Below are 23,088 nucleotides of genomic sequence, written 5' to 3' on the forward strand. Positions count from 1 at the left end.
TCAAGCTCGACATCGGGGGGCACATGGCCGATAGCTGCCTGCACGGCCTGACGGGCGCACTGTCCTTCATAACTCCTCCGGTGACGGCATCCTCCGGTGACTGCAGCACTTCAGTCCTTGAGGGTCGTGTCCGTGTCGAGTGGCGAGGGCCCCTCGACACGGACGGGCAGCTCGTCGTCCCCCCGAAGAATGGCGCGGAGCAGCCGCCGCTCCTCTCCCCTGGGCGACATGGGCGCGTCGCCGCGCCGCAGTACCAGACCCCCGTCCGGGGTGGCATACCGCTTCTGCAGATCTCCCAGCTCCTCGGCTCGCAGCAGCGCGACTGTGCTGGCCCCGGCCAAGTCGACCACGCGGACCAGCGAGGAGGGTCCCGTCAGATCCGTCGCAACAACGCGCCGCTCGCTCTCGGCGAGTATCGTTTTCTGCGCTGCGCGTGTCACCACCAGGGGGCGGGACGGCCCGTCCAGCAGTCCGGTCAGCACGTCCGCTGCAGCGTTAGGCCGGCCCGTTCTCCGCGCCGCCGCCTGCATCCGCTCCAGGCGACCGGGCTCCCGCAGCAGCTCGTCGATCTTCCAACCGATCGTTGCGGGAGAGTTGCACCGGACCGCCGCCCCCTGTTCCATCAGGTAGTCGCCGTTGCGAACCTCCTGCCCTGGGATGGTGTTCACAAGCACCATGGGCAGTCCTGCAGCCATGCACTCCGACGCCGACAAGCCGCCCGGCTTGCCCACAAACAGGTCGGCGCGGCGCAGCAGCTGCGGCATCTCCGCCGTGAAGCCAAGCACGCGGTAGCGGTCGCCAGCGGGCGCCACCAGCTGCTCGATATGCTGCCGCAGCGCATTGTTCCGTCCGCACATGACCGTGGCCGTGAAGGACGAGCGCATGTGCAACGTCTGCCGCACGACCGAGACGGCGTAGTCGCCGCCAGTCGCACCCGCCGAGATCAGCAGCATCGGGGGCTCGTTTGCACCGCGCGCAGGCGCTTCCTTCGGCTGGGTAGCGATAGGGATTCCCGTGGCCGCGACGCGGTCGGGGGGCAAACCAAGCGCCATCAGTTCCACCCTCCCTTCCTCCCTGGCCAGGAAGAGCGCGTGGAACGCGCCCGTCAGCCATAGGCCCTGGAAGTCGTAATCCGTTGTAACGACGGCGGTCCTCGCGTCAATCACGCCGCGAAGGAGCAGTGACGCCAGCAGTTGGGCTGGCAGGAAGTGCGTGCAGACGATCGCGGTCGGCCGGAATCGCTGGATCGCACCGATCACCGGAAGAGCGTTCACCCGTGTCCAGGGGTCTACCGGGCCCCGCCGCCGGAACGGACGGTCGTTGATGTCGTAGCCCCACTCGACCAGCCAGGGCAAGTCCTCGACCAGGACGAAGTAACCCTTTCCCAGCAGTGTGCGGTAGAGCACGCTGCTCACCTGCAGCACGTCCAGCACCTGCACCTCGTCGACGTCGGCTCGCGCGGCACACGCCTGCTGCACCGCCGCCGCGGCGCTGTTGTGCCCCGCTCCTACCCCCGCTGACAGGATAAGTACGCGCTCCCTCCCAGCAGCGTCGGGGCCTCGTGCCGACGTACTGCGCATGAAGAGAGTCTAGCGGCCCGTATCACCACCGCCGGACCCCAACTTGTACTCGATCAGCATGGCCAACGTGCAACACACAACCACCAGGAAGAGCAGGGCCGCCGCCATATTGGTCGAGGAACTACCCAAAGTCACTATTGGCCTTGCTACCCACGCCGATGCACACCACGTCGCCGGTGTCACCGAATACGGCCAACACAACTCTCACCAACGGTCGCAGCAACAACCGCCGGCTTCAGCAAACTGCTTCATTTCATCACCGGCCACGGCACGGTAAGCGCCGTAGGAGTGGAAGGGGCAGGTTCCTACGGGGAAGGGGCTTGGACGTCAAACCGGTGGTTGGGCCGGTGCGGCTTAGAAAGGGAGCGGCAGTTTGGCTGTGCGCGCGCACCCCGTCGAGCGTGATGACTTCACCGGTCAGGAAGCCCGAGCGGTGACTGGCCAGGAAAACTGCGAGTTCGCCGACGTCTCTGGGCTCGCCCAAGCGGCCCGCGGGATGCAGCCGGTGCAGTGTGTTGCCGGCGGCGGGATCCGATTGGAAACTGCAGGTAGTTTTCGCTCATTTCCGAGGTAATCCACCCTGGTGCAATGGCCTTGCACCTGATGTTGTCCGGCCCGAGGTCCACAGCAGCGCCCTGGTCATGCCGTGGATGCCAGCTTTGGAGGCGGCGTCTACAGCGTGATCTGGATTGGCCGCGAGACCTACAATCGAGCCGATGTTGATGATGCTCCATCTCCGGCCTGCCACATGAACGGGCAGCACGGCCGGGCAAGGAAAAGTCGTGGCAAGCGTCACCTTGACTAAGAAACTCGAGTGGAATCATAATTGAGTACAGTCACTTATGAGGAGGACTCACCATGAAGGCGTTTGTCGTTAACAAGTACAAGGCCGAACTTCACCTGGCCGAGGTTCCGGAGCCGGTGGTCGGTGAGCACGATGTCCTGGTGCGGGTGGAGGCAGCCGGACTCAACCAGCTCGACGAAAAAATCCGGCTCGGCGAGTTCAAGCAGATCCTCCCCTACCCACTGCCCCTTGTGCTCGGAAACGATATGGCGGGGACAGTGCTTGAGGTCGGAACAAAAGTGACCGCCTTCAGGCCGGGGGACGAGGTGTTCGCCAGGCCGGGCAAGGACCGGATCGGCACTTTTGCCGAACGCATTGCCGTCAACCAGGCAGACCTTGCGCTCAAGCCGGTGTCCATCACCATGGCCGAGGCGGGGTCCCTTCCGCTGGTGGCCTTGACCGCGTGGCAGGCCCTGGTTGAACGCGGCAACGTCCAAGCCGGCCAGAAGGTCCTCATCCACGCCGGCGCAGGCGGTGTTGGTTCCATCGCCATCCAGCTGGCAAAGCACCTCGGCGCCACGGTGGCTGCCACGGCCAGCGCTGCGAACGCGGAGTTCGTCCGCGCTCTCGGCGCCGATGTCGTCATCGATTACCGGGACCAGGACTTCGAGGAGATCCTCAGCGGCTACGACCTGGTCCTCGACAGCCTCGGCGGCCGGAACCTGGAAAAATCCCTCCGCATCCTCAGGCCGGGCGGCATGGTAATCGGAATTGCAGGACCGCCGGACCCGGCCTTCGCAAGGGAAGGCGGCCTCAACCCTGTGCTCCGGCTCGCCATCGCCGGCCTGAGCCGGCGCATCCGCGGCCACGCACGCCGCCGGGGAGTGCGCTACGAATTCCTTTTCATGTATGCCAGCGGCGATCAGCTGGCCCGAATCGCAAGGCTGGTCGACGACGGCGTGGTGCGGCCCGTCGTCGGACGCGTCACCCCGTTCGCCCAGCTCCCCGATGCGTTGCAGGCGCTGGGACGTGGAGGCATGCGCGGCAAGGCCGTCGTCGTCAATCCCCCAACCGAAGGCGTCCCGGCCCAAGCGGCCCGGCAGCACGAACGCGGGGACCGGGCGTGAGCGCCGCTCAAGGCAGCGCGGCCGTGTCGTATGCTGATGCACAAACGCAGAGCATCACGGCCGGCGGCGTTACCTATACATACCGTGAATTGCGTCCACGAGGCGGAGTTCCCGTGGTCTTCTTCCTGCACCTTGCCGGCAACCTGGACAACTGGGACCCGCGGGTGATCGACCCCATCGCCAAAGAACACCACGTCATCACCTTCAATAATCGAGGTCTCGGCGCCACCACCGGGAAGGCGCCGGACAGCATCGAGGCAATGGCCGACGATGCCGTCACTTTCATCCGTGCCCTGGGCCTGTCCCAGGTGGACATTTTCGCCTTCTCCCTTGGTGGGATGGTGGCGCAGGCCCTCATCGGCAAGCACCCGGGACTGGTCCGGAAACTCATCCTCGCCGGAACGGGGCCCCGGGGCGGGAAAGGCATGGACAAGGTTGCGCGGGTCACGTACTTCGACATACTCCGGGCCACCCTGGTCCGGGCTGACCCCAAGGAATTCCTTTTCTTCAACAGAAACGCTGTGGGCACGCGGGCGGCAAAAGCGTTCATCGCAAGCCTGCAGGAGCGAAAGGACGGGCGTGACCGGCCGGTCCGGATCCAAGCGTTCCAGGCCCAGCTAAAAGCAATCAGGAACTGGGGCCGCGCCGAGCCGGCCGACCTGTCCACGATCAGCCATCACACGCTGATCGCTAACGGCGACAATGACCGCATGGTCCCCTCGGTCCTGTCAGAGGTCCTTCACCGGCGCATCGCTGGCTCGGAACTGGTCATTTATCCGGATTCCGGCCACGGCGGCATCTTCCAATTCCATCATCAGTTCGTTCCCCTTGCCATCGAGTTCCTCCAACGCTGACCCCCCGTTGGCTAGACTCGAATCAGTCCATGACCATGACCCTTCCGGAGGACACCCCGCCATGCATCTTGCGCCCCAGCCCGTCTCCCGGCGGGAACGGAACAAGCAGGCCAAGCTTGACCGGATCACTGAGGCTGCCCGGGAACTCCTTGCCGAACATGGCATTGACGACGTCACCACCCAGCAGATTGCGGAAAAGGCCGACATTGGCACGGGCACCCTGTTCCTCTATGCCAAGAGCAAAGGTGAACTGCTGTTGCTCGTGCAAAACTCGGCCTACGCCGACGCCCTCGCCAAGGGCACGGCCGGCGCAGCGGAAACCACCGCACCGCTCGATGCCGTCATGGCCATCGTCCGGCCCGTAGTGGAATGCAACCGGACCCAGATCGACAACGGACGCACCTACCTGCGGGAAATGGTATTCGGTGATCCCAACGAGCCCCACCACCATGAGGCACTTGCCCTCGCCGCCGGCACCGAGGCGTCCATCGCCGACGTGCTCGCACGGGGCGGCCGCACCACCGCCGACGCAGCGGCCACTCTTGCCCACATCGTCTCGGCCATCATGTTCCTCACCATGGCGGCCTCAATCAACGCTTCCCGCTCCACAGACGACCTCATCCTGGACATCCGAAACCAGATAGCAGCCATCCTCCCCGCCTGACAAGCAACACCGGCCGCCATCGTCTAGTCGGGCAACCCCCTCCCTCCCGGTACCCGACGATCACAGCCCGATGCGGGGCGCTTCTCCCGTCGAGAACCCCGCGGAATACTGGCATATCCACTCCCCCGCTGCCCAAAATTCCGGGCACCCCACTCGAAAAGGCAATCAATCATGACTTCCCTCAATGGAGCTGTCCTCCTCGTCACCGGCGCAAACGGCGGGATCGGTACAGAGTTCGTCCGCGAAGCCCTCACGCGCGGCGCTGCCAAGGTCTACGCCACCGCCCGCTATCCCCGCATCTGGGACGACGACCGCATCGTGCCCCTCACCCTGGACGTAACCGACCCTGCCTCCATCAGGGCAGCGGTGGAGGCAGCACCCGACGTCACAGTGCTCATCAACAACGCCGGTGCCTCCCCCGCCAGCGCCAGCCTGCTGACCCTGCCCGAGGAAGACATCCGCTCCACCATGGAAACCAACTTCTTCGGTCCACTCCTCCTGGCCCGCGCCTTTGCTCCCATACTCAGCGAGCACGAAGGCACGGCGATGGTCAACATCCACTCGGTACTGAGCTGGTATGCAACGGCCGGCGTCTACAGCGTCTCCAAAGCCGCTCTCTGGTCAGCCACCAACGCTCTGCGGCTCGAGCTCGCCCCCGACGGCGTTCACGTCCTCGGCGTGCACGTGGGGTGGGTCGACACCCCTATGGCCGCGCACACCACCGAGCCCAAGCTCCCGCCTGCAGTCCTGGCCAGCCGCGTCTTCGACGCCCTCGAAGCCGGCAACTACGAAGTGCTCGCCGACGAGGCATCAGTGCATGTCAAAGCCGGACTCAGTGCCGGGATCGAAGACCTCTACCCGCAACTCCAAGCCACCACCGCATAAGAGGCGCGGGCTGCGGTACAGCTCCGTCCCCCAAGACAGCGGCCGCAACCTGGCACCCCGTGGGCCTGCAACGCGAAGGCCAGGTGGAAGGAGGCATTCCCGGCATCACCCTTCAGGAAAGACCGCCGCACCGTATATCGCACTGGAACTCGACATGATGCCCAGTTATCGTCCCGCCGTTCAGAACGACACGAACTGATTCTGCTGGAACTTGGCCCGAGTAGCGTTAGGTCAGACGGTTTCGGGCCTCGTGGACCCGAGTTGCACTTCAGCCCATCAACCCGCAGCTGGTCCCCTTTCAGAACGACGCCCAGTCCAACGACCAGCGACAGACCCGCAGATGACGGAATCTTCATTGTCGGCGCTCAAGTGCGAGGTATAGAGCTAGGTAATCACGGATGCCGCCTATCGCGGTCGGGCAAGCGGCAGCTCTTTCTTCAGCCCGTCAGAGTAGACGTTATAGATTGCAGGCCACCTCCGCGGCCAAGCTGCTGACGCGGCCCCAGTCCTTGGCCGCGACGGCGTCTGCCGGGGTGAGCCAGCTGCCGCCCACGCATGCCACGTTGGGCAGCTTGAGGTAGTCTGGGGCGGTGGCCACGCTGATGCCGCCGGTGGGGCAGAACTGCACATGCGGGATGGGCGCACCGATCGCCGCCAGATAGTTCGGGCCGCCTGCCGGGCCGGCGGGGAAGAACTTCATGGCGTCCAGGCCCTGTTCCAGGACCGCCATCACCTCGCCCACGGTGGCGACGCCGGGCAGCACCGGAACGTCCAGCGACAGCATGTGCCGGAGCAGTGCCGGGGTGACGCCGGGGCTGACCAGGAATTTCGCCCCGGCCTGTACTGCGGCATCGGCCTGCGCGGGCGTGAGGATGGTGCCGGCGCCGACCAGGATGTCCGGCACCTCTTCTGCGATCAGCTTCAGTGAGGTCAGTGCCGTGTCGGTGCGGAGGGTCAGTTCGATGATTTTCACGCCGCCGGCCACCAGGGCGCGGGCCAGGGGCACCGCGTCCTGCGGGTCATCGATGGTGACCACCGGGATGACCGGCGAGATGTTCAGGACGCCTGTTGCGTCAGCCATGGTTGAGCTCATTTCCCAGGCCTGCCGGCCCGTCAGTTTCCAGGATGCGGTACCAGTGCTGCAGCAGTTCCCTGAGCCCCGTGTGCTGCGCCAGGTCGGGGTCAAAGACGGACCGGAAGCCCAGCAGAGCGGGTACCACGGTCTCTGCGGTGCGAATTTCGGGAAGGGCGGCCTGCAGGTCCTTCGCCAGCGGATCGTTCAGGTCCTGTTCCGCCGTGGTGGCCACGTGGTGCATCCACGCGGCAACGGCGAGGGCTGCCCACCGTGGTTCGCGGCCGGCGTCGAGCGTTCCCTGGATGGTGGGAAGCAGGCGCAGTCCGATCTTCTGTGACCCGTCGCTGCCCACTTTCGCCGTGGTGTGGCCCAGGGCAGGGTTCGCGAACCGGCGCAGGACGTCCTCGCAGTACCGCTCCCCGTCCAGTTCGGCCGGGAGGCTGATGCTGGGCAGGGCTTCCTCCAGCATCATGCGCCGGCACGCAGCGCGGAAGTCATGCACCGCAACGGCGTCGCTGATGGTCTCCCTGCCGGCGGTGAGTCCCAGGTAGGCCAGCATCGAGTGGCTGGCGTTGAGCAGCCGCAGCTTGGCGGATTCCCAGGCGGCGACGTCAGCTGTGAACAGGGCGCCGGCGTCTTCCCAACGCGGCCGGCCGGCGGCGAAATTGTCCTCGATGACCCACTGTTTGAAGGGTTCGGCCACGACGGCGGCTTCGTCGCGGAGGCCAAGTTCACGTTCGACGGCGGTGAGGTCGGCTTCGGTGGTGGCGGGCACCATCCGGTCCACCATGGTGGACGGGAACGTCACGTTTTCCTGAAGCCAGGCGCGCAGCTCCCCGCTTTCGGGTGCCGGCAGGGCGGATGCGAAGTCCCGGACGAGGGTTTCAGTGAGTTCGCCGTTGCCGGGCAGGTTGTCGCAGGATACGACGGTGACGGGGCCAGCTCCGGTGCGCAGGCGCTGCTGCAGTCCGCGGGCGATCTGCCCGATGGCGGTCCGCGGGGGCCTTCCGGCGAGGTCTGCCTGGACGTCGGGATCCGTCAGGTCGAGGGTCTTGGTTTGGGGATCGAACCGATAGCCCTTTTCCGTGATGGTGAGGGTGAGGATCTTCGTGGCAGGGCCGGCAATCCGCTCCACCACCAGTCCGGGATTGTCATGGCCGGAAATGGCTTCGACAATGCTGGAGACCACGCGGGCTGCCCCGGCACCTTCTCCTCGCTCGGAGACGGTGAACAGTCCGTCCTGCGGTGCCAGCTGCCGGGCCACGGTGTCCGAGCGCTGGGTGACCCCTACGATCCCCCACCCGTAATCGACGGTGGACAGCATGGCGTCCTCGGTGAAGACGGCAGTGTGGGCGCGGGCGAAGGCTCCCAGGCCCAGGTGGACGATGCCCGGACTCAGCGTGTCCCGCTGCAGGTCGGGCTCCCGGCCGGCGGCGGCCAGCGAGGGTGCTGTCAGGCGTTCGATGACATGGCTCCTTCGATGGTAGCGGCTGCGCCGGCGTGGGCCCGGGTCTGTTTGAAGGTCGGGATCAGGCTGGTGCCGCCCTTGCCGCCCACAACGAGGGAGGATGCGGCAGCACCGAAACGGGCCGCGGTCCGGAAGTCGTCACCGAGCACCAGGCGCGCGGTGAGCGTGCCGACGAACGCGTCTCCGGCGCCGGTCTGGTCCACCACCGAGGGGGCCGGGATTGCCGGAATCCAGGCGGATATCCCGTCGGTTTCGAGCTGGACGCCCTTCGCCCCGCAGGTGACGGCGATGTTGGCGGTTCCCAGGCCCCGGAGCGTGGCTGCTGCTTCTTCCGCGGACGAAACCCCCAGCAGCGCACTTGTCTCGCCGGGGAAGGACGGCGTCACCAGGAACGCCTGCGGGGCAAGCTCGGTGAGTGCCGCCGTCGCATCTTCCACCGTGGTGAGGCGGGGCCGGAAGTTGGGATCGTAGACGAAGCGCTGGGCAACGGAGGCGGCTGTGACGACGGCGGCGCGGGCCGTCGTCGAAATGGCGCAGGCGATGCCGCCCGCCACCACGGCGCCGGCTGCGGCGAAAACGTCGGGGTCGACGTCGTCCGGTCCCAGTGTGGAGCCCACACTTCCGGTGCGGGCGTAGGAGAACTCGCGTTCGCCTGCGGGGTCGCTGTGCACCAGGTACACGCCCTGCTGGCCGCGGCGGAACTTCAGGAGTGCCGTGGAAACGCCCAGCTCTCCGATCCGGGCGGCTGTCGCCTGGCCGAGGTCGTCGTCGGTCAGCACGGACAGCAGGCCCACGCGGGCACCCGCTGCTGCGGCGGCTGCGGCGACATTGAGGGCGTCACCCGAGATGCCCAGCTGTGCCGGCACGCCGTGGCCGAAGGGCAGGTCGGTGGCGACCTCGACGAGGATCTCCCCCATCACCACTACGTCGAAGGTGTTGTGTGCTGCAGCGTTCACCAGTCGTGCACCGATCCGTCGAGGCGCCGGTTCACCGGCAGGTATCTGGGCTCGAACGGGAAACGGAGTGCTGCTTCCTCGTCGAACTTTACGCCCAGGCCGGGCGCGTCACCGGGGTGCATGTAGCCGTCGCTGAACGTGTAGGACGCCTTGAAGACCTCGCCCGCGGGGTCGCGGTGGCCCATGTATTCCTGGATGCCGAAGTTGGGGATGGACATGTCGACGTGCAGGGCGGCGGCGAAGGAAACCGGGGACAGGTCCCCGGCGCCGTGTGAGCCGGAGCGGACGCCGTACAGGTCCGCAAGCGAGAAGATGCGGCGCAGGTGCGTGATACCGCCCGCGTGCGAGACGGAGGTGCGGATGTAGTCGATGAGGCGTTCGGTGATGAGCTGCTGGCAGTCCCAGATCGAGTTGAAGACCTCGCCCACGGCGACGGGGGTGGTGGTGTGCTGGCGGATCAGCCGGAATGCCGACTGGTCCTCGGCCGGGGTCGGATCCTCGATCCAGAACGGCCGGTACTGCTCCAGCGAGGCACCCAGCCGGCCGGCTTCGATGGGCGTGAGGCGGTGGTGGACGTCGTGCAGGACGTGGACGCCATAGCCGAACTGTTCGCGGACGTGGGCCATCAGCTTCGGCGCGAAGTCCAGGTATGCGGTGGTTTCCCAGGTGTCTTCCTGTGGCACGTTGCTGCTGGCCGGTTCGTAGAGCTTCCCGTCCACCGGCGCGATGCCGTAGGTCTTGTCCAGGCCCGGAACCGCGGCCTGGGCGCGGATGGCCTTATAGCCGAGGTCGAGGTGGTGTTGGAAGTCGGCGCTGAGGTCATCCAGTGTTGTGCCGCTGGCGTGGCCGTAGACCATGACGCCCTCACGGGCAGCACCGCCGAGGAGTTCGTAGACGGGCATGCCGGCGGTTTTGCCTTTAATGTCCCAGAGCGCGACGTCGATGGCGGCTATAGCGGTCATGGTTACCGGGCCGCGGCGCCAGTAGGCGCCCTTGTAGAAGTACTGCCAGGCGTCCTCGATGCGGCGGGCGTCGCGGCCGATCAGCAGCGGGCAGAGGTGCTCGGAGAGGTACGACGCGACCGCCAGCTCGCGACCGTTCAGGGTGGCGTCGCCGATGCCGGTGATGCCGTCCTCGGTTTCAATTACGAGCGTGACGTAGTTCCGTCCGGGTGACGAAACCACTACCCGTGCGTCGGTGATCTTCACTGGGAGTCCTTCAAATGGTGGATGTTCAATGTGGGTCGCAGGAGATGCTGTCTTGAACGCTCAAAACGGCATCTCCTGCCAGTCGGTTGGGTCAGGAGAGGCGGAGCATGACCTTGCTGCTGCCGGCGGCCGGATCCGCGGCGGTCCGCATGGCTTGTTCGGCGTCGTCGATGCCGAACCTGTGGGTGATGACGGGCGAGACGTCCAGCCCGTCCTTCATGGCCAGCAGCGCGTCGGTGATCTCCTCGACGAACCGGTAGGAGCCGATCCAGGTGATCTCCCGGGTGACGAGGTCCCCCAGCGCCGAGGCCGCCGGGGCGCCTGGCAGGTTGCCCACCTGGACGACGGTGCCGCCGCGGGCCGTGGCCCGCAGGACGCCGCCGAGCACTGCCGGGATTCCGGTGGCCTCGAAGACGAGCTCCAAGTCGGCCGGCAGCGGGTGGTCCGAAACGTTGAGCACCTCGTCTGCGCCCATGGCCTTGGCTATCCGGAGGGACGCGTCGCTGATGTCCGTGGCGGTCACGGTCCTGGCCCCCGCGAACTTGGCCGCGGCAGTGACCAGCGACCCGATGGGTCCGGCACCGTTGACCAGCACGTCACGGCCTTTGAGGCTCCCCGCGCGGCCCACCGCGTGCATGGCGACGGCGAGCGGTTCCGCCAGCGCCCCGCGGAGGGTGTCCACGCCGTCAGGAAGGGGACGGACCTGGAATGCCTTGGCGAGCTTCCGTTCGCTGAAGCCTCCATCCGTGTGCGGATCAAACGCCGCCGACCCGAAATAGCGGATCTGCGGGTACAGGTTGGTCCGGCCCTGCAGGCGCGCCGGCAGGATGCCGTCTCCCACGGGTTCGGCCGGGTGGACCGTAACTGGCTGGCCCACCTCGAGGTGGTCGACGCCGGCGCCGAGCTGGGCGATCCGGCCCGCCACCTCGTGCCCCAGGACCAGCGGTGACTTCAACGCCGCCGTCCCCGACGCTCCGTGGCGCCAGTACGAAAGGTCACTTCCGCAGATGCCGCCCCATTCGACGTCGAGCACCACTTCCCCTGGCCCGGCGACCGGTTCCGGCCGGTCATCGATGCGCAGGTCGTTGGGGCCGTGGACTACGACGGCTTTCATACAGCGTCCTCGAGGCGGACCAGGTCGCGGCCGCGGACCTCGGGGCCGACGGCGGCCGAAACGAGCGTGATCAGCGAGTAGCCAATGACCATCGCGGCCAGCGGCCACCAGTGCCCGGTGACTGCTGTCAGCGTTGCCGCCAGCAGCGGGCCGATCGCGGTGGCCAGGATTCCGCCGATTTCCTTGGCGAGGGCCAGCTGGGTAAAGCGGGTACGGGCGCCGAAGAACTCGGCCATCGTGACGCTCTCCATGGCGAACAGGCTCAGCACGCCGAGGTTCAGGCCTATCACCATGGCGATGGTGATGATTGCTGTGTTGCCGCTGGTAATCATCAGCATCATGGGGATGGCGTACAGGGCCGTCAGGGCGCTGAGGGCGATATACAGGGGGCGCCGGCCGAACCGGTCGCCGAGGAGCCCGATCAGGGGGATGGTGACGAAGCCCAGGAGGGAGCCGTACATGATCGCGTTGGTGCCCACCGTCTTGTCCGCAAGCAGGACAGTGGTGAGGTAGCCCACCAGGAAGGTCTGCACCAGGCCGGAGTTGCCGGCCTGCCCGAAGCGCAGGCCGAGGGCGATCAGGAAGGACTTCCCCTTCTTCTGGTGCAGGGCGGCCTCGATGGTGCTGGTGCCCTTGAGTTCGGGTGCCTTGGCGGCGGTCTTGATCTTGTCCTTGGTGAGGGCAACACCGTCGACGACGTCGGCGCGCTGTTCGAAGACCGGGCTTTCCTTAATGGAGCGCCGGATCCAGATGGCGAACAGCATGATCACGAAGCTGGCCAGGAAGGGAATGCGCCAGCCCCAGCTCAGCAGGTCCTCCTGCGACAGGGACGCGACCAGGATGGCCCACAGGGCGGACGCACCGAGCGTGCCGGAGTTGGTGCCCAGGCAGACCAGGGAGGAAATGACGCCGCGGCGGCGCGCGGACGCGAACTCCGCGAGCATCACGGTGGCGCCGGCGATCTCCGCACCGGCCCCGAAACCCTGGATGAGACGCAGGGCCACCAGAAGGATGGGAGCCAAGATGCCCACCATGGCGTACGTGGGGAGGACACCGATCAAGGTGGTGGAGGCTCCCATCAGGGCGATCGTGATGTACAGGACCTTCTTGCGGCCGATCCTGTCGCCCATGCGGCCGAAGTAGACGGCGCCGAACAGGCGGGCCACATAGCCCACGCCGTAGGTGGCCATGGCTGCGATCAGGCCGATGACAGGGCTGACGTCCGGGAAGAAGATCTTGTTGAAGACGATGGCCGCCGCCAGGGAGTACAGCTGGAAGTCCATGAACTCCATGGCCGTTCCGAGCCAGCCGGAGACGGCAACCTTGGCGAGGTCGCGGGTGCTTCGGGCCTCGGCCTGCCCGGGGGTGGGCGGCGCAATGCTTTCGGTCATCAGTTGCTCCTTTGCAGGTGATGCAGTCGAAGGGGAGAGCGGTGAAGGGGATGGTTCAGCGGAAACCCTGTGGTCTGCCCGGCCCTCCGCGTGACAGGGCGGAAGCGACGGGCAGCCCCTCGATTTCACTACCATACAAGCACTACCATTCTAGTGTGTCAACCAGTTAGACTGAACGCATGGCAACGGACAAAAGAGGCGCCTCACCCCGGCTTTCGGTGCGCGACCAAACCCTTGAGACGCTCCGGCGGCGGATCATTTCCCTGCAGCTGCCCCCTGGCGAGCCCCTCTCTGAGAACGAGTTGGCTCAGGAACTCGGCGTCAGCCGGACGCCCGTCCGCGAGAGCCTGATCCTGCTCCGCGAAGAAGGCCTGGTCCAGGTCTTTCCCCAGATCGGCTCGTTCGTTTCGCTGGTGGACCTCGGGCGCGTTTCCGAAGCCCAATTTGTCCGTGAGGCCATCGAATGCGCTTCGCTGCGGGACCTGGCAGTCGACGCCGCGGGAGTTACCGGGCTGCGGGACATCCTGCAGGCCCAATCCGACGCGGATGCCCACGGAGACGTGGAGGAATTCTTCCGGCTGGACGAGGACTTCCACCGGGAACTCCTGCGCCTGGCAGGGCACGAGTCCGCGTGGGCCGCGGTTAACTCTGCCAAGGCACACCTGGACCGGGCGCGCCGAATGAGCCTGTTGGACACCCGCCCCGTGTCCACCCTCATCGAGCAGCACACCGCCGTGGTGGACGCGCTCGAAGCCAACAACCTCTCCCGTGCGGACAGCAGCCTGCGCCTGCATCTCCGCGCGGTCTTCGAGGACGTCCAGCGGATCCAGGAAGCCACACCGGAGCTGTTCTCCGACGGCGCTGCACGGCGCCCCCGCCGAAGTGTTGCACGTCTCTCTTAATAGCATCCCCGCATAAGCAGCTTTTCAGGTGCAGCAGGCCCAGCCAAGGAAGGGTTCCTTTGGTTCAGGGCGGGCGCGGCGGCTTGGTTGAACTCCCGCCGCTGGATGGTGCGGGGCAGCGGCGGGACCTTCACGCGTGGTCCACTGGGAACGACATTTAATGTCCTGGAGTCCATAAATCGGGCACGGCTGCAAAGGCGTGGCGCCTCCCAGGGGTAGCCCACGGCGAGGATCCGGAGCCATGATGACACCATGACTGATCCACAACGGAAGCTGTCCCCCGCCGAGATCGCCCAAGCCGGGCTCACCGGCTGGAACCTGACCGGCGAGACCCTCACCGCCACCTTCAGGACCCGGAAGTTCTCCACCGGGCTGGAACTCGTGAACCGCATCGGCGCCTCCGCCGAGGCGGCCAACCACCACCCCGACCTCACGCTCACCTACCCCGAGGTCCGCGTCACCCTCTCAAGCCACGATGCCGGCGGGATCACCAGCCGCGACATCGACCTGGCCCGCACCATCAGCCGCCACGCCGCGGACCTCGGCGTCGCCACCGCGGCGTGAGTCCCCGCCGTCGGGCAGGCGGCGAACGCTTCGTCAACGCACTAAGCGGCCTTGGCGGAATCTTCATAATCGGGGGGTCTACAGGCAACGAGAGCGGCTCGGCCTTTTGCATTCCTGGCGGAGCACTCAGGGGTTTCGTAACTTCGCCGTTGACCAACCGAAGCCGCTCGAACTGATCATCGGCTGGGAACCGTTCGAGTCAGCTTGTGCGGTCCCGGGAGAGGTAGCTTGTCCCGCGTCGCGGATTTGGGCGTCTTGAACCGGGGAGGGAAGCTATCGGAAGCGTTACCTCCGGCCCAACCCCATCCGCCGGCTTCAACTTCAGCTCCAGCGACTCCACCAGGAGGTCCAGCGGCTGCGTGATGTCGCCCAGCACGTGAGCTTCGTCCGATTCCAGGTCCTCAAGGGCGGCGAACTGGGACTCCAGCAGTGCGCGCGGCATGAATTCGTGGGAGCGCGCGTCCATCCGGGCGCCGATTGTTGCCGCAGTGCCGGTGAGGTGGACGAAGACAACTTCCGGTGCATAGCTGCGCAGGAGGTCCCGATACCGGCGCTTCAGCGCGGAACAGGCAACAATCGGTGGGACTCCGGCCCCGCCGTCGCCCTTCCCTGCAAGCAACTCCCCCAACCGGGCCAACCATGGCTCCCGGTCCGTGTCCGTCAGTGGAACCCCGGCGGCCATCTTTTGCTTGTTCGTTGCTGGATGGAAATCATCCCCGTCCAAGAACGGCATGCCCCGTCGCTGCCCCAGGAGGGCGCCGACGGTGGACTTCCCGCAGCCGGAGACGCCCATCACCACCAGCGGAGGTAGCCGCCCGCTCATTGGACCTCCCCATCGCCGAAGCTCAGCAGGACCTTGCCGGAGCTGGTGGAGTCTTTGGCCACCTCGAACGCGTGCAGGGCGTCGGCGAGCGGGAACTGGTGCGTGATGACCGGGCCGATGTGCAGTGACCCGTCGGCCAGCGCCGCGATGACCTCGTCGATTTCGTCGTTAAAGCGGAAGGAGCCCTTGAGGTCCAGCTCGCGGGTGATGGCCAGTGAGATGGGCACCGGCTGCATGCCGGTGGGCAGCAACCCCACCATCACCACGGTCCCGCCGCGCACCGCGCCGCGGATGGCTGAGGCCAGGCCGTGGTGGTTGCCGGAGGACTCAATCACCACGTCCGCCTCCACGGCGGCGATGGCTGCGATGTCCGCGGCGTTGATCACGTGGTCCGCGCCGACGGCCATGGCGATCTCCAGGGGCTTGGGATGGAGGTCGACGGCGGTGATGTGCGCTGCGCCGGCACGCTTGAGGACGGCGACGGCCAGGGCACCAATGGGTCCGGAGCCGATGACCAGCGCGCTCTTTCCACGGACGTCCCTGGCGCGGGAGACTGCGTGCCAGGCCACGGACGCCGGTTCCACCAGCGCGGCCGTGCGCAGGTCGATGCCGTCCGGAAGGGGCCGCAGCATCCGCACCGGAAGGGTGACGTACCGGCTGAAGGCGCCGTCGGTGTGCGGGTAGCGGGCGGCACTGCCCAGGTAGGTGCAGCCCGGCGACAGGTTGGGCCGGTCTGCGGGGTACCGGGCCTCGCCCGGCCCGGGCGTGGCCGGGTGGACGGCGACGGCGGTTCCGGGCTGCGGTCCCTGGCCGTTGGCGGCGGCGCGGACCACCACGCCGGAGATCTCGTGGCCCAGCACCAGGGGTGCCTTCAGGATGGACTCGCCGGCCGCGCCGTGCAGCCAGTAGTGCAGGTCCGATCCGCAGATGCCGCCGTAAAGGACTTCGACGACGGCCTGGTCCTCGGCCGGCGGGGCCAGCGGGACCTCGTCGATGCGCAGGTCCCCGGCGGCATGGGCCACCAGGGCCGGCCCGGTTGCCGGGAGTTCTTCTGTGATTGCAGGCATCAGACCACCACCGTCATTCCACCATCGATGAAGATGGTTTGTCCGTTCACGAAGTTGGAGCCGTCAGAGGCCAGCCACACCACAGGACCGGCGAGGTCCTCCACGGTGCCCCAGCGGTGGGCCGGTGTCCGGCCGAGGATCCAGGAGTTGAACTCCTCATCGTCCACCAGGTTCTGCGTCATCTCGGTGTGGATGTAGCCGGGGGCCACGGCGTTGATCTGCAGCCCGGAAGCGGCCCACTCGGCGGTCATGGCGCGGGTGAGGTTCCGCAGCCCGCCCTTGGCTGCAATGTACGGGGCGATGGTGGGACGGGCAAGGTCCGTCTGCACCGAGCAGATGTTGATGATCTTGCCCCGGCCGCGGCCTATCATGTGGCGGGCGGCTTCCCGGCCCACCAGGAACGCACTGGTCAGGTCCGTGGAGATGACCCGCTCCCAGTCCGCCACGTCCAGGTCCAGCATCGGGACCCGGTGCTGGATTCCGGCGTTGTTCACCAGAATCTCCAGCGGACCCACGTTCTCTTCGATCCACGCGACGCTGTGGGCCGCAGCCTCGCCGTCGGTGACATCGAACGCGACGCTGGCGATGCGGCCGGCCGGGAAGTCGGCGGCGAGCGCGGCTTCGGCTTCCTTGAGCCGCTCCGGGTTGACGCCGTTCAGGACCACCGTGGCGCCGGCGTCGGCCAGTGCCCGGGCCAGTGAGGAGCCGATGCCGCGGCTGGATCCGGTCACCAGGGCGACGCGGCCGGTGAGGTCGAACAGCGCGCTCATGCGGACTGCCCCTGCCGGGAAGGGACCTGCTCGAAAGGCCCCTGCTGGACCAGGTTCGCCGGGGTTTGGCCGGCGGCCAGGGCTTCCAGTTGGCGTTTAAGGAGTTTCAGGATACGGGGCTCGAAAGCTGAGGCGTTGCCGCCCACGTGCGGGGTGATCAGGGCGTTCTCCGCCGACCACAGCGGGTGCCCGCCGGGCAGCGGCTCGGGATCGACCACGTCAATGGCGCACTGCAGGCGGCCGGAGACCACTTCCCGGGTGAGCGCTTCGGTGTCAACGACGGCGCCGCGGCCCACGTTCACCACCAGCGCACCGTCGGGCAGGGCGGACAGGACTTCCGTGCCCACCAAGTGGTGGGTGTGGTCGTTCAGGGGCAGGACGGAGACCAGGATGTCGTGCTCCCGTGCCAAGGTTTCCAGGTCGGCGGAGGTATGGACCTGGCCGTGGTCGTCGGTGCGGGCGGTGCTACCCACCCGGGTGACGGTCACTTCGAACGGCTCCAGCCTGCGGGCCAGTTCCTGCCCGATGCCGCCGATGCCAAGGAGGAGCACCCGGCGGTCCGCCAGGGACTGGCGGCGCTGCGGTGCCCAGTTTTCGGTCTGCTGGTCCTTGACCGCCTGGTCGATGCCCCGCAGTTTCGCAAGGATGAGGCCCACGGCCAGTTCGGCGGTGGCTGCGGCGTGGACGCCCGAGGCGTTTGCCACCGCGGCGCCCGCTCCTGCTGCCTCGCGGACGCCGTCGAACCCGGTGGACTGGGTCTGGACGAACTTCAGGTCCGCCACCTTGTCCAGGTTCGCCAGGACCGCACCGGCGTTGAGGTACGGCAGGATGACCCCGTCGATGCTGCCGTGGGCCTCGTCCGGGGCGCCCTGCATGTCCCACAGCACTCCCGTCAGTCCCTCCGGGAGCGGGGACAGGTCGGCCAGGAGCTGGGGTTCGGGGAAACTGACGGTACGTATCAACTGCATCGGTGGGGCCTATCGGGTTGGCGGTGTGGAAGTCCGGTGCCCGGTGGGCATCGCGGGATGTACTGGGATTCAGTCCTCGCGGCGGTCGAAGGTCAGGCCGCCGGGAACCTGGAACGTGGGCATGAGTTCAAGCATGCCAACATTCACGTGGCGCGGGGTTTCAATGGCGTAGTCCAGGGCGTTGACGATGTCGTCGGTGGTAAGCGACTCGTAGCCTTCGTAGTAGGTCTGCCAGGCTTCTTCCATGGCCTCGGGGCTGCCGCCCATGTTGCGGCCGAAGATCTCGGTTTCCACGCGGCCGGGGCAAATTTCGGTGACACGGATGCGCTTGCCCACGGTGTCGTTGCGGAGCTGCCGGGAGATCTGGTGCACCGCGGCCTTGGTGGCGTGGTAAACGGTGTGCCCGTAGAAGTTGTAGGTGCCGGCGATGGAGCTGATGTTGACCACGTGCCCGAGGTCCCGTTCCACCATGCCGGGCAGGACCAGCCGGGTGAGCTGCAGCAGCCCGCGGAGGTTGACGTCCACCAGTTCGTCGATGTCCTGCTCGGAGGAGTCCAGGATGTTGCCCGGACGGGAGACGCCAGCGCAGTTGACCAGGACGTCCACTTTCAGGTCATTGACGACGGCGGCCAGGGCGGCGGTGTCGGTCAGGTCCACCACGTGCGGGACGGCTCCCGTCCGGTCCGCCAGCTCAGCGAGGCGTCCCTCGTTGCGGGCCACCGCGTGGACGGTGAGGCCGCGCTTGGCCAGCCGTTCGGCGATGGCGGCGCCCATGCCGGTGGACGCGCCGGTGACGAGGGCGGTGGTGTAGTCGGAAAAAGGCATTTGTTACTCCAAAAAGTGGGAATGGGCGCGCACTTACCTCCGGCGGTGGGCTGGACGTAGTAGCTCCGGGTTGGCAGTGGTTAGGGATCGAGTAGCGGTTTGTGGGCGCGGTCCTGGGCGGTGGGATAAACATTCATGATGTTCACGCCCCTGACGCTGGGCTGAGTTCGTGCCAGCGCTGGCCGGCACCGATCCCGAGGAGACCGAAGACTGTGTTGATGGTCTGCCGTAGCCTCTCCAGTTCCAGGCAGGCTGTGCGGTGCGTGGCTGTTGCTTCCGCCACGGTTGTCTTCCTGAAGGTGACGGTGTGTCCCGGCCTGGCTTGCGCCAGGAGGTCCAGGGAGCGGCTGGTGACCACAGCCAGGACAGGGTAGCCGGCCGTCACGCCGCGTCCGCGGTGCAGTACCAGCAGTTCCTCCCGGGACGGGACCTCGATGGCCCCGACCGGAACGCCGCGGGAGAGCACTTCGGAGGTGAGCTGGCGCTCGGGAAGGGCACCACCAAGCCTCAGTCCGATGTGGTTGCTGCGCGGGCTCACGGCGTACTGCGTGGTGAACAACAGGCCCGCCGTGTCCCCGAATTCCGCCACGTCCGGCCCGTCGGTGACATCGATGACCGGGTTGGTGGTGAAGGCTGGTTTGGTGATTGCCAGCCGGAACAGCGGCAGGCCAAAGTGTGGCTGGGTGATGGGCGCCGTGGTCTTCCGTGTTTCCAGGCGGAAGCCCTCCACGAGCTTCAATCCGAAACCCACCACCGTGTCAGGGGCACAGCTGCCCAGCAGGCTGGGGACCGTGAAGGACCCGTGAACGGCGACGTAGGCCCGCAGCCCGGTCCGGATTCCGCGAACGGCCACCACTTCGCCGGCCCGGACGGACACCGGCTCCCATTGCGGGCACTCGCGGCCGCCCACCGTGAGGTCCAGGGGTGCACCGGTGACGGCGATCAGCAGGTCGGTGGTGGCGCGCATCCGGAAGTCCAGCGCGGTGAGTTCCAGCAGGGGGTCGTTATCTTCGTTGCCGGCGAGGATGTTGGCGGCCTTGGCTGAAAACTGGTCCAGGGCGCCGTTGACGGGGAGGCCGTAGGCGGGGCCCTTCGTCCGGCCCAGGTCCGTGACCACGGAGTGTCCGGGCTGCAGGATGATCAGGGAACCGGTCATGGCCGTGCCTCCAGGAACTGCCCCGCGAAGTTTCCGAAGTCCTCGGCGGGAATGCGGTAGAAGCGGAGTTCATCGCCGGGGACGTAGGGCACCAGGGGTTCGCGTGCTGCGTCCAGGACCGTCAGGGGGGTCTGGCCGATGACGCACCAGCCACCCGGTGCCACTGCGGGCGCGATCACTGCTTGGCGTCCGGCCACGGATACGGCACCGGCGGGAACGGACAGCCGCGGGTCCTTGAGCCTGGGGACGGGGACCGGGAAGTCTGGTCCGTCCATCATGGGGGATCCTGCCGGCGCTCCGAGGCAGCGGATGACGTAGGTCTTGGCGGTGTGCCGGGCGATGACGTCCTCAACGTCCAGGCCCTGGTGTTCGGCCACGCGGTCCAGGTCTGGCCCGTAGTCCCCGCCGTACACCACGGGAACTTCGAAGCGGCGCGGCTCGCGCAGGGTGGTGCCCACAAAGTCCAACTGGCGCATTCCGAGGAGGACGAACGCCCTGACCTGCCGAGCAGAGGTGAGGTAGGGGTCGAATTCCACCAGGACGGAATCGTAGGTGGGAACGGCGCCGTAAATGCCGTCGACGCCGGCCGTGGCCAGCCAGCCGGCCAGGGAGTGGACCGTGGCCCAATTGGTTTCTGCGTCACCGGACCGTGCCACCACGCGCAGGGCAGCATCACCTGACTCGTAAATGTCCAGCGTTGTCTGGCTGGTCGTCGTTGTGGCGGCCATGGTCAGGAAACCTTTTGCTTTGCGCCGAGGACCTGTGCCAGCGGGGCGATGGTGACGCCGGCGGCGATCAGTTCGCTGCGGATCAGGCGGGCCAGTTCGACGGCGCCCGGGTTGTCGCCGTGCAGCAGCACCGTGTCTGCCTGGATGGCGATGTCCCTGCCGGAGGCAGTCTTGATCAGTCCTTCACAGACCATCCGCACGGTGCGCTCGACGATGACGGAGGGGTCGTGGATCACGGCGCCGGGCTGGCTGCGCGGCACCAGGGTGCCGTCATCCTGGTAGGCGCGGTCCGCGATGCCGACGATGGCCACCCGCAGGCCGCGATGGGCCGCGGCGGTGGCGAGTTCACCGTCCTGCGCCAGGATGATCAGGGCCGGATCCACGCGCACGGCGGCGTCGGCTACGGCTCCCGCGTAATCGGCGCGTGTTGCCACCAGGTTGCCCAGGCGGCCATGCGGGGCGAGGTGGGAGACGGAACCGCCGTGGTAGGCGGCAAACGCTGACAGGGCGCCCAGCTGGTAGATGACGTCGGTGCGGACTTCGTCAGCGGTGAGGTCCATGGCCCGGCGGCCGAAGCCGCGGAGATCCGGGAAGCTTGGATGGGCGCCGATGCCGACTCCCCTTCGGATACATTCGGCCACAGTGGCGTCCATGATGTCAGGGTCCCCTGCGTGGAAGCCACAGGCGATGTTGGCGCTGGACACGATCTCCAGCAGGGCTTTGTCATCGCCAATCGAGTAGGCGCCAAAACCTTCACCAAGATCCGCTACGAGATCGACTGTGGGCATTGCGGGCCTTCCTCTGCTGGTACTGCGGGTGTAAATCAGTGTGGCATCGGGATATGAGCCACACAAAGACGAATGCGGTATCACGCCATAGGGAACAGTTATGACCTTCACCGGCGCTATTGCTCCGGTCCAAAGAATGTACGCGACCCTATTTGCGTGACGATACGAATGGCGCTTCCAATAAACTGCTTCCGGCGTATGCACAAAACATATGCCGCCATAAAAAACGGCGATGGCTGGGGCGGGGATAGAATGTTCTGATCATTGGAAGGTCATCTGCAATTAACCTATGCCCGGGACCCGGATCACACAAAGACGTAATGCCTGTCCCGCCATAGCGCCAACGTATGACCCCGCATGCTGGGCCGTCCCGGCCGGAAAAAGAGGAGCGCTATGGACACCCGGAAGCTGGCGTACTTCGTGAAGATCGTCGACTCAGGAAGCATTACCAAGGCGGCCGCCGCCCTCCACGTGGCCCAGCCGGCGCTGAGCCAGCAGGTGTCGGCCCTGGAAACGGAGCTGAAGCAGCGGCTCCTGATCCGGAGCAAGCAGGGCGTGGAGCCCACAGCGGCCGGCCATACCCTGTACCGGCACGCGCAGACCATCCTTCGCCAAGTGGAGCAGGCCAGGATTGATGTGGCTGCTTCAGGAGCGGCGCCGTCGGGCCGCGTCTCCATCGCAATCGCTCCCTACAGCATGGCCTCAAGCCTCACTCCGCGGATTATCCGCGAAGTGGGGCGGCGCTACCCCGACATCGTGCTGCACCTGACCGAGATTTACGGCGGCGTGCTCAGCGAGGCCATCAAGAACGGGCGGCTGGACATGGCCCTGATCTACGAGCCCGGGCCCATCCGGGGCGTGCAGTTCACCACGCTGATCGTGGAGGACCTGTACCTGGTGGTCAACGCCGCGCGGGAGCTTCCGGTGGATCCCGGGGCCGGCACCATCACCCTGGAAGCGGCGGCCACCCTGGGCCTGTTCCTGCCAGAACGGATCCACACCCTGCGCCAAGTAGTGGAGGCCGGTTTCGACAGCAAGGGACTCACGCTGCGCCTGGTGGGGGAAGTGGAATCGGTGCCTTCCCTGACCAGGCTGCTGCGCAGCGACCTGGGTGCGACCATCCTGCCCAAGTCGGCCGCCGATGCCCTGTTCCACGAGGAGGACTTCCGGGTGCTGCGCATCACCGAACCGGCCCTCCAGTGCAAGATCGCACTGTGCACCCCGGACCACGAGCCCCTCTCCGAGGCCGGTTCCGCCGTCCTGCTGGTACTGAAAGAAATGCTCCAGGAAATTCTGCGCAGCAAATACCAGCCGCTATCCACCGGATCTTCCGCGGCGACGGATGCTTCATAAGCGGCCCTTATCAGGTCACGCTCCATTAGTCTTATCCT

General features: G+C 66.7%; 23 protein-coding genes and 1 pseudogene. 7 read left to right on the forward strand and 17 right to left on the reverse strand.

Going from position 1 to position 23,088, the window contains the following annotated elements; translation table 11 throughout:
* Positions 1-110: 110 nt before the first annotated feature.
* From VXJ37_RS03665 to VXJ37_RS21105, 3 genes and pseudogenes are all read right to left on the reverse strand, one after another.
* Positions 111-1,580 (reverse strand): MGDG synthase family glycosyltransferase, encoded by a 1,470-nt coding sequence (locus VXJ37_RS03665; protein ID WP_331321696.1) that lies wholly within the window; start codon positions 1,578-1,580, stop codon positions 111-113.
* A 256-nt stretch (positions 1,581-1,836) separates the two neighbouring features.
* Positions 1,837-2,106 (reverse strand): annotated as a pseudogene (locus tag VXJ37_RS21100) (SDR family oxidoreductase); the annotation flags it as partial.
* 33 nt (positions 2,107-2,139) lie between these two features.
* Positions 2,140-2,376, reverse strand: coding sequence for an SDR family NAD(P)-dependent oxidoreductase (locus VXJ37_RS21105; protein WP_369605600.1), 237 nt, complete (start codon positions 2,374-2,376; stop codon positions 2,140-2,142).
* Positions 2,377-2,438: 62 nt separating this feature from the next.
* Here VXJ37_RS21105 and VXJ37_RS03670 point away from each other — a divergent pair, with 62 nt between their 5' ends.
* The 4 genes from VXJ37_RS03670 to VXJ37_RS03685 all read left to right on the forward strand — a co-directional run bounded on the left by VXJ37_RS03670 (position 2,439) and on the right by VXJ37_RS03685 (position 5,894).
* Complete coding sequence (locus VXJ37_RS03670; RefSeq protein WP_331321697.1) at positions 2,439-3,491, forward strand: NADP-dependent oxidoreductase; 1,053 nt, start codon at positions 2,439-2,441, stop codon at positions 3,489-3,491.
* Positions 3,492-3,514: 23 nt separating this feature from the next.
* Positions 3,515-4,345, forward strand: coding sequence for an alpha/beta fold hydrolase (locus tag VXJ37_RS03675; protein ID WP_331321698.1), 831 nt, complete (start codon positions 3,515-3,517; stop codon positions 4,343-4,345).
* A gap of 61 nt (positions 4,346-4,406) precedes the next feature.
* Positions 4,407-5,009 (forward strand): TetR/AcrR family transcriptional regulator, encoded by a 603-nt coding sequence (locus tag VXJ37_RS03680; RefSeq protein WP_331321699.1) that lies wholly within the window; start codon positions 4,407-4,409, stop codon positions 5,007-5,009.
* Between the two features lie 171 nt (positions 5,010-5,180).
* Positions 5,181-5,894: an SDR family oxidoreductase gene (locus VXJ37_RS03685; RefSeq protein ID WP_331321700.1), complete on the forward strand. Its 714-nt coding sequence runs from the start codon at positions 5,181-5,183 to the stop codon at positions 5,892-5,894.
* 457 nt (positions 5,895-6,351) lie between these two features.
* On the opposite strand, the gene eda is transcribed toward VXJ37_RS03685, so the two are convergent.
* From eda to VXJ37_RS03715, 6 genes are all read right to left on the reverse strand, one after another.
* Positions 6,352-6,975 carry a bifunctional 4-hydroxy-2-oxoglutarate aldolase/2-dehydro-3-deoxy-phosphogluconate aldolase gene (gene eda, locus VXJ37_RS03690; protein ID WP_331321701.1) on the reverse strand — a complete coding sequence of 208 codons (624 nt, stop codon included), beginning with the start codon at positions 6,973-6,975 and terminating at the stop codon, positions 6,352-6,354.
* On the reverse strand, positions 6,968-8,434 hold the full coding sequence (locus tag VXJ37_RS03695) for a mannitol dehydrogenase family protein (RefSeq protein ID WP_331321823.1): 1,467 nt from the start codon (positions 8,432-8,434) through the stop codon (positions 6,968-6,970). The genes eda and VXJ37_RS03695 overlap by 8 nt, the downstream gene beginning before the upstream one ends.
* Positions 8,422-9,393: a PfkB family carbohydrate kinase gene (locus VXJ37_RS03700; RefSeq protein ID WP_331321702.1), complete on the reverse strand. Its 972-nt coding sequence runs from the start codon at positions 9,391-9,393 to the stop codon at positions 8,422-8,424. The genes VXJ37_RS03695 and VXJ37_RS03700 overlap by 13 nt, the downstream gene beginning before the upstream one ends.
* On the reverse strand, positions 9,390-10,601 hold the full coding sequence (gene manD, locus VXJ37_RS03705; protein ID WP_331321703.1) for a D-mannonate dehydratase ManD: 1,212 nt from the start codon (positions 10,599-10,601) through the stop codon (positions 9,390-9,392). The genes VXJ37_RS03700 and manD overlap by 4 nt, the downstream gene beginning before the upstream one ends.
* 91 nt (positions 10,602-10,692) lie before the next feature.
* Positions 10,693-11,715, reverse strand: coding sequence for an L-idonate 5-dehydrogenase (locus tag VXJ37_RS03710; RefSeq protein ID WP_331321704.1), 1,023 nt, complete (start codon positions 11,713-11,715; stop codon positions 10,693-10,695).
* Entirely contained in the window at positions 11,712-13,106 is a 1,395-nt protein-coding gene (locus VXJ37_RS03715) for an MFS transporter (RefSeq protein WP_331321705.1), read from the reverse strand. The genes VXJ37_RS03710 and VXJ37_RS03715 overlap by 4 nt, the downstream gene beginning before the upstream one ends.
* A gap of 179 nt (positions 13,107-13,285) precedes the next feature.
* Here VXJ37_RS03715 and VXJ37_RS03720 point away from each other — a divergent pair, with 179 nt between their 5' ends.
* The gene (locus tag VXJ37_RS03720; protein WP_331321706.1) at positions 13,286-14,008 is read left to right on the forward strand and encodes a GntR family transcriptional regulator; all 723 of its coding nucleotides are present in this window, start codon (positions 13,286-13,288) and stop codon (positions 14,006-14,008) included.
* Between the two features lie 252 nt (positions 14,009-14,260).
* Entirely contained in the window at positions 14,261-14,572 is a 312-nt protein-coding gene (locus VXJ37_RS03725) for a 4a-hydroxytetrahydrobiopterin dehydratase (protein ID WP_331321707.1), read from the forward strand.
* Positions 14,573-14,771: 199 nt separating this feature from the next.
* Here the strand turns inward: VXJ37_RS03725 and VXJ37_RS03730 are convergent, their stop codons facing one another.
* The 8 genes from VXJ37_RS03730 to VXJ37_RS03765 all read right to left on the reverse strand — a co-directional run bounded on the left by VXJ37_RS03730 (position 14,772) and on the right by VXJ37_RS03765 (position 21,697).
* Complete coding sequence (locus VXJ37_RS03730) at positions 14,772-15,395, reverse strand: gluconokinase (protein WP_331321708.1); 624 nt, start codon at positions 15,393-15,395, stop codon at positions 14,772-14,774.
* Entirely contained in the window at positions 15,392-16,462 is a 1,071-nt protein-coding gene (locus VXJ37_RS03735; protein WP_331321709.1) for an L-idonate 5-dehydrogenase, read from the reverse strand. The genes VXJ37_RS03730 and VXJ37_RS03735 overlap by 4 nt, the downstream gene beginning before the upstream one ends.
* On the reverse strand, positions 16,462-17,232 hold the full coding sequence (locus VXJ37_RS03740) for an SDR family oxidoreductase (protein ID WP_331321710.1): 771 nt from the start codon (positions 17,230-17,232) through the stop codon (positions 16,462-16,464). Before VXJ37_RS03740 ends, VXJ37_RS03735 begins: the two co-directional genes overlap by 1 nt.
* Complete coding sequence (locus VXJ37_RS03745) at positions 17,229-18,200, reverse strand: 2-hydroxyacid dehydrogenase (protein WP_331321711.1); 972 nt, start codon at positions 18,198-18,200, stop codon at positions 17,229-17,231. Before VXJ37_RS03745 ends, VXJ37_RS03740 begins: the two co-directional genes overlap by 4 nt.
* A 69-nt stretch (positions 18,201-18,269) precedes the next feature.
* Positions 18,270-19,025 (reverse strand): SDR family oxidoreductase, encoded by a 756-nt coding sequence (locus VXJ37_RS03750; protein WP_331321712.1) that lies wholly within the window; start codon positions 19,023-19,025, stop codon positions 18,270-18,272.
* A gap of 142 nt (positions 19,026-19,167) precedes the next feature.
* Positions 19,168-20,181, reverse strand: a complete 1,014-nt coding sequence (locus tag VXJ37_RS03755) for a biotin-dependent carboxyltransferase family protein (protein ID WP_331321713.1) — start codon at positions 20,179-20,181, stop codon at positions 19,168-19,170.
* A complete protein-coding gene (locus tag VXJ37_RS03760) occupies positions 20,178-20,909 on the reverse strand; it encodes a 5-oxoprolinase subunit B family protein (protein WP_331321714.1) in 732 nt (243 codons plus the stop codon). Before VXJ37_RS03760 ends, VXJ37_RS03755 begins: the two co-directional genes overlap by 4 nt.
* A gap of 2 nt (positions 20,910-20,911) precedes the next feature.
* Positions 20,912-21,697, reverse strand: coding sequence for a LamB/YcsF family protein (locus tag VXJ37_RS03765; protein ID WP_331321715.1), 786 nt, complete (start codon positions 21,695-21,697; stop codon positions 20,912-20,914).
* A 393-nt stretch (positions 21,698-22,090) separates the two neighbouring features.
* Here VXJ37_RS03765 and nac point away from each other — a divergent pair, with 393 nt between their 5' ends.
* Positions 22,091-23,050: a nitrogen assimilation transcriptional regulator NAC gene (gene nac, locus VXJ37_RS03770; protein ID WP_331321716.1), complete on the forward strand. Its 960-nt coding sequence runs from the start codon at positions 22,091-22,093 to the stop codon at positions 23,048-23,050.
* Positions 23,051-23,088 lie beyond the last annotated feature (38 nt).

It is taken from the genome of Pseudarthrobacter phenanthrenivorans (assembly GCF_036455295.1).
Classification (GTDB): domain Bacteria; phylum Actinomycetota; class Actinomycetes; order Actinomycetales; family Micrococcaceae; genus Arthrobacter; species Arthrobacter phenanthrenivorans_C.

Bases quoted from the DNA above. Each gene is read 5' to 3' on its own strand.
- VXJ37_RS03765 (WP_331321715.1), bottom strand. From the start codon at position 21,697: ATGCCCACAGTCGATCTCGTAGCGGATCTTGGTGAAGGTTTTGGCGCC.
- VXJ37_RS03755 (WP_331321713.1), bottom strand. From the start codon at position 20,181: ATGACCGGTTCCCTGATCATCCTGCAGCCCGGACACTCCGTGGTCACG.
- VXJ37_RS03720 (WP_331321706.1), top strand. From the start codon at position 13,286: ATGGCAACGGACAAAAGAGGCGCCTCACCCCGGCTTTCGGTGCGCGAC.
- VXJ37_RS03750 (WP_331321712.1), bottom strand. From the start codon at position 19,025: ATGCCTTTTTCCGACTACACCACCGCCCTCGTCACCGGCGCGTCCACC.
- VXJ37_RS03685 (WP_331321700.1), top strand. From the start codon at position 5,181: ATGACTTCCCTCAATGGAGCTGTCCTCCTCGTCACCGGCGCAAACGGC.
- eda (WP_331321701.1), bottom strand. From the start codon at position 6,975: ATGGCTGACGCAACAGGCGTCCTGAACATCTCGCCGGTCATCCCGGTG.
- VXJ37_RS03730 (WP_331321708.1), bottom strand. From the start codon at position 15,395: ATGAGCGGGCGGCTACCTCCGCTGGTGGTGATGGGCGTCTCCGGCTGC.
- VXJ37_RS03740 (WP_331321710.1), bottom strand. From the start codon at position 17,232: ATGAGCGCGCTGTTCGACCTCACCGGCCGCGTCGCCCTGGTGACCGGA.
- VXJ37_RS03760 (WP_331321714.1), bottom strand. From the start codon at position 20,909: ATGGCCGCCACAACGACGACCAGCCAGACAACGCTGGACATTTACGAG.
- VXJ37_RS03665 (WP_331321696.1), bottom strand. From the start codon at position 1,580: ATGCGCAGTACGTCGGCACGAGGCCCCGACGCTGCTGGGAGGGAGCGC.
- VXJ37_RS03715 (WP_331321705.1), bottom strand. From the start codon at position 13,106: ATGACCGAAAGCATTGCGCCGCCCACCCCCGGGCAGGCCGAGGCCCGA.
- nac (WP_331321716.1), top strand. From the start codon at position 22,091: ATGGACACCCGGAAGCTGGCGTACTTCGTGAAGATCGTCGACTCAGGA.
- VXJ37_RS03725 (WP_331321707.1), top strand. From the start codon at position 14,261: ATGACTGATCCACAACGGAAGCTGTCCCCCGCCGAGATCGCCCAAGCC.
- VXJ37_RS03670 (WP_331321697.1), top strand. From the start codon at position 2,439: ATGAAGGCGTTTGTCGTTAACAAGTACAAGGCCGAACTTCACCTGGCC.
- VXJ37_RS03745 (WP_331321711.1), bottom strand. From the start codon at position 18,200: ATGCAGTTGATACGTACCGTCAGTTTCCCCGAACCCCAGCTCCTGGCC.
- VXJ37_RS03680 (WP_331321699.1), top strand. From the start codon at position 4,407: ATGCATCTTGCGCCCCAGCCCGTCTCCCGGCGGGAACGGAACAAGCAG.
- VXJ37_RS03735 (WP_331321709.1), bottom strand. From the start codon at position 16,462: ATGCCTGCAATCACAGAAGAACTCCCGGCAACCGGGCCGGCCCTGGTG.
- VXJ37_RS03710 (WP_331321704.1), bottom strand. From the start codon at position 11,715: ATGAAAGCCGTCGTAGTCCACGGCCCCAACGACCTGCGCATCGATGAC.